6 protein-coding genes are annotated in these 9,496 nt (G+C 35.3%); 1 reads left to right on the top strand and 5 read right to left on the bottom strand.

Going from position 1 to position 9,496, the window contains the following annotated elements:
* Positions 1–265: 265 nt before the first annotated feature.
* The 5 genes from PN450_RS02140 to PN450_RS02120 all read right to left on the bottom strand — a co-directional run bounded on the left by PN450_RS02140 (position 266) and on the right by PN450_RS02120 (position 6,299).
* Positions 266–3,067 (bottom strand): carboxypeptidase-like regulatory domain-containing protein, encoded by a 2,802-nt coding sequence (locus PN450_RS02140; RefSeq protein WP_271835280.1) that lies wholly within the window; start codon positions 3,065–3,067, stop codon positions 266–268.
* 78 nt (positions 3,068–3,145) lie between these two features.
* Positions 3,146–3,925: a fimbrial biogenesis chaperone gene (locus PN450_RS02135; RefSeq protein ID WP_271835279.1), complete on the bottom strand. Its 780-nt coding sequence runs from the start codon at positions 3,923–3,925 to the stop codon at positions 3,146–3,148.
* 202 nt (positions 3,926–4,127) lie between these two features.
* Positions 4,128–4,664: a hypothetical protein gene (locus tag PN450_RS02130; RefSeq protein WP_271835278.1), complete on the bottom strand. Its 537-nt coding sequence runs from the start codon at positions 4,662–4,664 to the stop codon at positions 4,128–4,130.
* A gap of 148 nt (positions 4,665–4,812) precedes the next feature.
* Complete coding sequence (locus PN450_RS02125) at positions 4,813–5,346, bottom strand: hypothetical protein (RefSeq protein ID WP_271835277.1); 534 nt, start codon at positions 5,344–5,346, stop codon at positions 4,813–4,815.
* Positions 5,343–6,299, bottom strand: a complete 957-nt coding sequence (locus tag PN450_RS02120; RefSeq protein ID WP_271835276.1) for an RNA polymerase sigma factor — start codon at positions 6,297–6,299, stop codon at positions 5,343–5,345. The genes PN450_RS02125 and PN450_RS02120 overlap by 4 nt, the downstream gene beginning before the upstream one ends.
* A 562-nt stretch (positions 6,300–6,861) precedes the next feature.
* Between PN450_RS02120 and PN450_RS02115 the strand changes: the two genes are divergently transcribed.
* Positions 6,862–9,300 (top strand): tetratricopeptide repeat protein, encoded by a 2,439-nt coding sequence (locus PN450_RS02115; RefSeq protein ID WP_271835275.1) that lies wholly within the window; start codon positions 6,862–6,864, stop codon positions 9,298–9,300.
* The last annotated feature ends 196 nt before the right edge of the window (positions 9,301–9,496 follow it).

The following is a 9,496-nucleotide window of genomic DNA, read 5'->3' as shown; positions in this document are numbered from 1 at the left end:
TAAGTAAGTAGACGAAAATAAATCAAAGTAGATTAAGTAATGTAAGAAATCTGGAGATGATTTCGTAGTAAGGGCTTCAGCCCTCAAATGAGGAATAAATTCCTCACTACAAACTTTGAATTATTCAAGCCGTTCTACTTAAAACAAAATTTATTGTAGGTTGGGTTGAGAAACGTTCACGAAGTGTGGTAAAGCCATAACCCAACACCTTTTACTATCCTGCTGCTAATGTTGGGTTTCACTTCATTCAACCCAACCTACTAATCTAAGGTAATTTTAAATTTAACTCTTGTAAAGTATTAGCATCTGCTTTAATTGTAATTGTATTAGGTTCGACAGATTTGGTATTAACTTTTAACTGATAAGTTCCCTGTCGCAACTGTTCCAAATAGAAAACACCTGCATTATTCGTAATAGATATAACTGATGATTTGGAACTATTATCAATAGCTTCAACTTTAGCACCAGCAATAGGGTTTCCTTTGGAGTCTGTCAAAGTTCCAGCTAGAGTGTAGGCAGATTGCAAGGGAATAAAAATAGGTGTATAACTTCCCTCAACCACTTGCACAGCAAAGGTACTAATTGCAGGTTGAAAGTCAGGAGGAAAACCAGCGGTATCTAAGTCTATACGATAAATTCCGGGGGGAAGACGGATAATTAAATTATCTTTGTGAATATCAAGTTGCAAAGATGTTACAGGCTCATTATTGATCATGAGAAAATCAGAATTATCATGATATATTTCTTCATTATGATCTCGTTTTCCATTGCTATTACGATCTAAGAAAGGTTTAATTAATAAACCTCCTTGAGTGCGAAAACGTTCGATTTGTCTATCACCCGGAGTTATCCCCCCTTGAAAACCCAAACTAGAAACCAGTTGAATACTCAAACTACTTTGATCAGAATTTAGAGAAACTCCTTCATAACGTGCCTGTAACAAAATACCTGGTAAAATAGTTGTTCCCAGCGTTCCATAAAGTCCTGTTCCTAAAGAACCCATTCTATAACCTAATTCACCTTGCCAAAGATTTTCACCGTATTTAGTTTGCATGGGAGAAGTATAACGCCAATATGTACTTAGTAAATTAGTATTTTGAGAAGAATTGAGAGTTTCATATTGAAAAATTAAGGACTGGGAAGGATTAAATACATAAGATAGTTGGGAAGAAGTGCTGGACTGATTACCACTATGATTAAAGGATAACTTGCCTAAAGTTTGATTTAAACTCCAATTTAATTGAGCATTTGTATTAATATTTACCAGGGCAGAAGTAGAAGAATTACGACTACTAGAAGAATAGCCTACACCAAAATTTTTATCTTTGCTTAAATCTCCATTACTATTAAATTTGAGGTGCTTTGAGATTTGGAAATCGAAAGTATAGCGAGTAGATTTTAAATCATTACTTAATGTTGCATAAAAATTAGGATTACCATCCCAAATTACATTAGTATTTAGCTTGATATCATCTGCTATGACACTAGAAACAGTAACTTTTAAAGGAGATTTTTCCCAACTGAGATTAGTATTAATCTTGATCTTATCTCCCATCAAACCAGAAATATTTGCTTTAAAAGGAGACTTTTGCGGCTGATAAAAAAGCTCTGTTAAACCTTGAAAAGATGAGTCATATATACCCCCTAAACCTACAGTTAAATCCTTTGTCAATCCCCATCTTTGCTTGATTCCTCCACTAAATTGGGTAAAGTCTCCCAGAAAATCATTATTATTTAAATGTCGTTTCCATCCTCCAGAAACTATTAAAGCTGATGTTCCTATAGACAGTTGTTCAGGTAATAAATTAAACCGGGCATCTTCAACTCGTGGTTTAGCAGTTAAAACTCCATCAGCATATAATAAAACTTGATAATTTGTGCCTATTTGTCTACCCACAGGAACATTATCAAAACGGTAATTTCCTGAAATATCAACTAACTGTTCAGCTATCGGAGTAGGTTTATATAAACCTTTGACAAGACGTGCTAAAGTTCCTGGAGGAGCGCGACCTGTTACAGTTCCATAAATCCGCTCTGGTTGTAATCTTTGACCAATATTGGCACTACCACTACCATAGGTAGGAAAGGGAGAAAAACCGTAACGTTTAATAGTAGTAAATCCCCAAAAATCTCCCCCACTTGAACTTGGCCAAAAAGTTGGTTGTGAACCTAAATAATAATCACTAGAATCTCTTTGTTTAAGAATTTGTAGATCTGATAATTGCCAAGTTTTACTATCTGTAATATCACTTTGATTTAGCCGCAGAAACCAACTACTATCAAGGATTGTTCCCACTGCTGATAAAGTACCCTGGTTCTTTAAATCTGAAGTGGTTGTACCAGTTAAATTAGCCCTTTGTTCCACCATACTCAATGTGATATCGGGAGGAGAAATTTTCGGTAATCCTGTGATGATAACAGGCTTTTTTTCAATATTATTACTGTCCTCAGATTTGATGTCAGGAATATCAAAAACAATAGCATATTCCCGCCAATCAAATTTAGATTCAATGCCGAAAATATCTTTAATTTCCTTCGTGGAAAGCACTAATCCTAATTCTGGATCATTATGCAGTTTATTAGTATCAAAATGAATAGCTTTAAAAGGCGATCGCAACTCAACCTCATGATCTGATATACTTTTAGAAGTAAACTTTAATGTTTGCAGAACATCATCATAAGGAATTAACCAATTTTCAAAATTAATCGCGCCTTTATCCTTAACTTCACCCCGCACCAAAACCCCATCTCTAATATTGCGTTTGCCGGCATTTAAGCCAATAATAAATGTTGTTACATGATCATCTTTTGGCGGTGTTGAAGTTGTTTGAGTTAAAAATATTGGTGAATTTTCATCTCCAAAATTTTCATCTCCAAAATATTTTGGTTGGGAAATATTTTCCAGGGGAGTTTTTATGAATATTTGCTTTTGACTATTTTCTTCATTCAAAGAAATTTGCCTAGGTAATTCTGCTGCTAAAATTAAATTATTTTTACCAATAAAACTACAACTAACTAAATTAAAAAAGCAAAGTATTTTTAGATAATTATTAATCTTTAAAAACACTGTTAAACTACGTCAAATCCAAAAAAGACGGTTTTTATCGTATATTTGCCAATGAAAATCGTCTTAATCAATGAATTTTTAGGGAACAATAAATTTGACACTAAATGGAATTTTATTGGTCTGGTTTACACCCCATTCTAAATTACCAGAAAGTTGATATTCTCCCGGTTCTAATTGAATTTTCTTACCAGGACTAGAATAATCAACAGTGAGATAACGTTCCCCTTCAGTAATGACAGTTGTATCCATTCCTCTACCACTATAAATTTGTTTATCTCCCTTGTTAATCGTCCATTTTCCCTGAAGAATTGCACTAGCTTTCCCGGTATTTTTAACCAATAATTGAAGTTGCTGCGATTTAGGAGTAAATCTAGCATTAACCGCAGTCAAATTGTGAGAAATATTGCCCTTGCGAACATAAACAGCTACTCCCACTCTCGGAACAATTGCCGTTTTCAAAATCACCCCATTATTTGTACCTGATTCTTCCTGAAAAGTCGCTTCTAAATTTTCTGTGAATAACATCGCTCGATATTCACCATCGGGTAAACTAGGAGGAAAACGCACAACAAACCGGATACGACGATTATCTGTACCAGGAACTTGCAATTCTCGTGGGGAAAATTGCAAATAGGGAGTTAAATCCAAAGGACTAGCATCTAAAAGTTTAAATCCAGTTTGTAAATCATAGGTAAAAGGTTGAGTATAAACACGGGCGCGGAAGCTTTTAGCATCTCCATTTGTCACTGTAATTGTTCCCTGCGCTTGTCCCTGTTTAGCTGCGGTTTCAATTACCAGTGGAGAAATAGCAATATCAGCTTTAGCAGTATTTCCCGATAATAAAAAGGTAGAAAACACAATACTACTCAAAGGGTATAAAATTAGTTTCTTACAAGAAATTTTCATTTAATTTTTATCAACTAGAATTATCTGCAATACAATAGGACAAGGATTGGAGCTTAAACCCAGGTATCCAATCCTTGCCAAAAACAAGATAACTAAAGCGAGTTTTTGAAAAGCCTACTTTTATTCAGGAATTAGGCTTTTTATTAACTCGGTTCTAGTTAGGAGTAGCCGTGAGAGTAACCTTATAGCTATAGCTGCCAGGTAATATTGTGTCGTTAGTCGGAACAACAACCATACCGACCTGGTACGAATGAGACTCATTAGCCGCAAGAGACAAAGGATCGGAGTTCAAACCATTAATCATTGCATTACCGGACGCAGGTACAGTTTGCAAGTTTTGTCCGTAGGTCGGATCATAAACAATAGTTTGAGTATTCACCGCACTAAACCCGGCTGGTGCTGTTACCTGTACAGGAGCTGCTACACTTAACGCAGCACCACCATTACAGACAACACTTGTTGTACCATAAGTACCACCAACAACATTACCAAGGCCGCCAGCACCTTTAAGTCTGTTATTAGCGCTAACTAAGCTACCAGCGGTAGTGTTACTAAAAGTGCAAACTGCGGGAACAGTACCAGCGAAGTTAATATCCTGAGTTGCTGATTCAGCTTGGGCTGTGGGGTTGAAAGCCACAGCACTGAGCGCGGCAATACTACTAACTAGAGCAAGACGACGAAGATTTTTCATTAGGTTTTTTATCCCTTGTAGGTGAAAGTGAGATCTGCAAAATATGCAATCATATTTCAGTGACTTAATAGTTAGACGTTTTCCGCAGCCAAATTGTGAATTATTTCACGGAAATTCAGTAGATGGTTATAATCCGAACATTTTATACTTACTGAGGAGTAGCTGTCACGGTTACTTTATAGATGTAGCTTCCAGCAGGATTACTTCCAGCATTGGCACTACCAGCAATCATTTCCATTACCAAGGGATCACCTGTACAACTACTAATACTCAAAGGCTCAGGGGCTGAGTCGCTCCAGCCGGAAAAACCTGTTGAACTACCGACCTCAGCGGTTGTCATTCTGTTTCCTGAACGAATACGAGCTTTCCGAAAAGTATCATTAAAGCCTGAAGGTGCAGCTATCCGTTGCGGGACAGACACACTAATGAAAGCAGTAGTAATACAGGATATACTCACATCTGATGTACCTGTGAACTCGGCTTTACCTGATGTCGGGTTAGCATTAAAACCCGTGGCTGGGTTAGGATTAGCAGGTGAACCAACACGAAAAGTAAAAGCTGCGAGAATATTACCGTTAAAGTTAACATCCTGAGTTGTTTGGGCTTCAGATTTAGCCAATAATGCAATATTACTAAGAATAGCAATAGCACTAACTAAGGCAAGAGGACGAAGATTCATCATATTAAATACCGATTAAATACCAGGAGGATATCTTTTATTCTTTCATTAATTAGACCTTTCCCCCAGTTAAGTTTATGATTTAACTGCACAATTTTCTGAAGATTACCCCACTGCCAAAAATCTCCAACTTTTCTAAGTAGATATTCTTCATTGACAGCAGATTTTTTCTCAATCTCTTCAACCTCTCTATTCAAATTAGATTGAACATCCACCACCATAAGTGGAGAAACAGTAACCGGCGGTTCTGATTTTTCCTGCTCCACTATTGGCACTATTTCTAACTGAACAGATAAAACAGAAGTATCATCAATATCAACTTTTCTTTTGATCATATTCTCAGATTTATTCCTAGTTCTAGACTGGGAAGCAACCTGATATCTAAACGATTGTAAATCTGTGGAGTATCTATTCTCTTCTCCCAGAAAATCTTGATGATATCGCTGTTTTAAAATTGCCCGTGCTTGGGAAATTCGCTTGCGGACATTATCATAGGAAATATTTAGTTTTTCCCCAATTTCTTGGTACGAAAGTTGTTCTTTAAAGTGCAGAATAAACGTTTCTCGCAGTCGAGAAGGTAACTCATCTATCACAACCTCAAAAAAATTTTCTAGTTCTTCTTGGGTAGTCAAAAGAATCGGTGTTTCTTCGTGACTAACTAATTCCTCGTGAAATTCCCAACTCTCAACTTGTTTTGCTCGCTGATCATCTTTTCTGTATATATCCATACAGATATTATGGGTTAGTTGGGTTAACCATGCCTTAAAGCTTTTAATATTACCGCTAAAATTACGGATTTTCTCATGGGCTTTGAACATCGCTTGACTGAGAGCATCTTCTGCATCAGCAAGGCTACCCATCCACTTGACACAGCAACGATATAAGTAGTTTTGATGCTCCTGCCAAAGTATCCAAAAGGTCTCATTGGAGAACAAATAGAAATCGTGAGAGGACATATAAACACCATCTGATACCTATAAAATGAGCAAACCGGGATTTAGTTGTTGATCACCAGTAATCTAATTGCTATTAACTCACTATTTCTGCATGGTATGTGTATATTTAAGCAAGTTAAGTAAAGTTCATTAATAATAATTCTGGAAATCGCTTTATAATTTGGTTGTAGCTATTTATAAAGAAAAAATAAACTTAGTATAATAGTCTTTAACTTTCTTAAATTCATGATTTTTTTCAGTTGAATTACCGATTTAGTCTAAGAGGTTGTTTGAAAAGTATTATATGAAACCCATAATCTCCAAAAACCTAACCCCCCTACCCCCCTTCCCTACAAGGGAATGGGGGTTTTAAAGCCTCTCCCCTTGCAGGGGAGAGGTTTGGAGAGGGGTCAGTCTATACATTCAAAACTTTTCAAACATCCTCTAAACTCCAGGAATTATGAAAATCCCCAGAAATCGCCAGACATACTTATTAACCGAGTTAGGTGAGGAAAAAATAATTAATACTCTTACTGAAAACCACGTGAACCCACGTAATAGAATTACGTGGATACAGAAACAGATGGAAAACACTGGTGAAAGTATAAGTAGTAATACGGTTCGTAGAATTTTAACAAAGCAGAATGTTGAAGAGTATGCAATTAAATTACTATTTAAGACATTAAACATCCCATACAAGCACAACGTAGATGTTATTCTAGCTTTAAAAGATATAAGTAGTGCGAAGAGTTGCCATCAAGACTTCTTTCCTGTTGAGAACAAACATTCTAATTTTTTCGGTAGAGACAATGACTTAGCAAGACTTAATACTCTAATTAATCAACATCAAAAAATTATTGTTATTCAGGCACCAGGAGGACTAGGTAAAACAACTTTAGCTAGGCAATACTTAGATAATCAAGGGTTTGATTTAGTTTTATCCCTAGAAATAGCTAGGGAGACAGAGAACATCACTAGCGTTGAAAGCGTAGTTGAAGAATGGCTGAAACAATACTTTGAAGAAGAACCAGGCAGGGAATTTGGTATTACACTCGCAAGATTAAAAAAACATTTGCAAAATCGCCAAGTCGGGATATTAATTGATAGCTTAGAACCTGCACTAGATAAACATGGTAGGTTCATTCAAAATCATAGTCGTTATCTAGAATTATTCAGGGTTTTAGCTGATGCAACTGTGGAGTCATTTACGATAATTACTAGTAGAGAACGTTTATTTGATGACCGTATTGATATAATTTATCATTATTATTTAAGTGAATTAGGTGTATCAGCGTGGCAAGAATTTTTGGCATTTCACGAAGTTAAGATTGATATTTCTTTACTAGAAGAAATGCACATAAAATATGGGGGTAATGCCAAAGCTATGAATATCTTGCTTGGGTCAATAAAAACAGATTATGAAGGGGATACAACTGCTTATTGGCAAGAAAATTGTACTTTGGTGGAACCAGGATTAAAAAATTTAGTTGTTAATCAATTTAACCGATTGCAAAATTTAAATCCAAATGCTTATAAGTTACTGTGTCGGTTAGGATGTTATCGCTATCAGGATATACCACAAGTGACTGAAGATGCCTTACTAGCTTTGTTGTGGGATATTCCTGACCAGCAAAAGTGTATCTATATAATTAGAACTTTAAAAAATTTACGTTTGTTTGAATTTACCAAGGGAAAGTATTGGCTGCATACAGTGATTAGAGAAGAGAGCATAAAAAGGTTAAAATCAAGTCAAGAATGGCAGGAAGTTAACCGCAAAGCAGCTGAATTTTGGCAAGGTAGTGTGAAAAGTATTCGCACAATAGAGGATGCGAAGAAAGCTTTTGAAGCTTATTATCATTATGAATGTATTCATGACTTTGAACAAGCTGGACATATAATTATTCAACGAAGAAATGGTTGCTGGTCATTTGATGAAATGCTGGCTTTTTCTTACTATCGAATGGGAGCATTAACACAAGTAATATCTATACTGAACTTCCTGAAAGAAAAGATAAAATCTGAATATCTACTAGCAAGTATTTATAGTATTAAAGGCATAATAAATTTAGGGTCAGGAAATATGAATATAGCGATTAATTATTTGAATCAATCACTAGCAATGGCAAATTGTATTTTAAATAATTCTGAAAATCATCAAATAGACATAAGTTATGATGAGATTATATTATTGATAGTCAAAAATCAAATCCATTTATCTTTTTACTATATAGACATCTGGGAACTGGAAGCAGCCATAAATATTTTAGAACCGACCAAATCATGGATAGAAAATATAATCCAAAAAGGAGATAAAAATTTAAAGTTAAAAATAGAAAAATATCAAGTAACCGTCTGGCTACATTTAGCTTTGTTATACTCGTACTTTAATACAGAAGAAAAATACATTCTTCCTCAATCTTTGGTTAAAAAAGTATATTATTCGCTTTTCACAGGAATTTTTGCGGAAATAGTATATTATATTATACTTAATTTAGAAACTTTACTAATTAATGCAGGCTTGGAAACTGAAGTGAATTTTCGCAGATGGCGTAAAATATATGCTTTATTAAAGTTAGGTCTAATTTACAAAAATTTAGGAAACATTAAAAAATCTTTGAAAATATATAATGCAGCGATAGAATTTTCTCAAGCAGAAAGTTCCTATGGATGGATAGAATCTGCTCAAGAACTTAACTATAATTCTCACTATAATCCGCTTGTAGCTAAAGTTTTAACTGGTTTAGCAGAACTGTATCGAATCCAAGATAATTTTGAAGAAGCACTTTTTAAACATTCACAATCAATAGAAATATTCCATAAAATCAGTGGTAACAGATGTGATTTAGCAGAAGCTTACTTTCAACTAGGTTTAACATATCAGAAAATGGGTGACTTTAAAAATAGTCAGATCAATTTTGATGAAGCCATAATATTATTTACAGTAGCGGCAGCTCCCCGGCAAGTTGAGAAAGTTCATAGAGAGAAAGTCAGTAACCCAGCCCTAAAGGGACTGGGCTTGTAAGAGAAATCAAGCCGTACTGACCAGACCACCCTGAGCCTGAGAAAAACCAAAATGTGTAAGAGGATGTTTGAAAAGTGGTATTCCGTAATTTTCATCACATTGCTACCCCCCTTTCCCCTTGTAAAGGGGGGAAACAATAAAAATCCAGTTCCCTCCCCTTTACAAGGGGAGGGTTAGGGTGGGGTAAAAAATATTT

This window comes from Dolichospermum lemmermannii CS-548 (assembly GCF_028330815.1).
In the GTDB taxonomy this organism is placed as follows: Bacteria; Cyanobacteriota; Cyanobacteriia; order Cyanobacteriales; family Nostocaceae; genus Dolichospermum; species Dolichospermum lemmermannii.
The sequence above is the reverse complement of the archived record's forward strand: the minus strand, read 5'-3'. Positions and strand labels throughout refer to the sequence as shown.

Coding starts and splice junctions, on each gene's coding strand:
- PN450_RS02130 (WP_271835278.1), bottom strand. CDS start 4,664: ATGAAAAATCTTCGTCGTCTTGCTCTAGTTAGTAGTATTGCCGCGCTC.
- PN450_RS02125 (WP_271835277.1), bottom strand. CDS start 5,346: ATGATGAATCTTCGTCCTCTTGCCTTAGTTAGTGCTATTGCTATTCTT.
- PN450_RS02120 (WP_271835276.1), bottom strand. CDS start 6,299: ATGTCCTCTCACGATTTCTATTTGTTCTCCAATGAGACCTTTTGGATA.
- PN450_RS02115 (WP_271835275.1), top strand. CDS start 6,862: ATGGAAAACACTGGTGAAAGTATAAGTAGTAATACGGTTCGTAGAATT.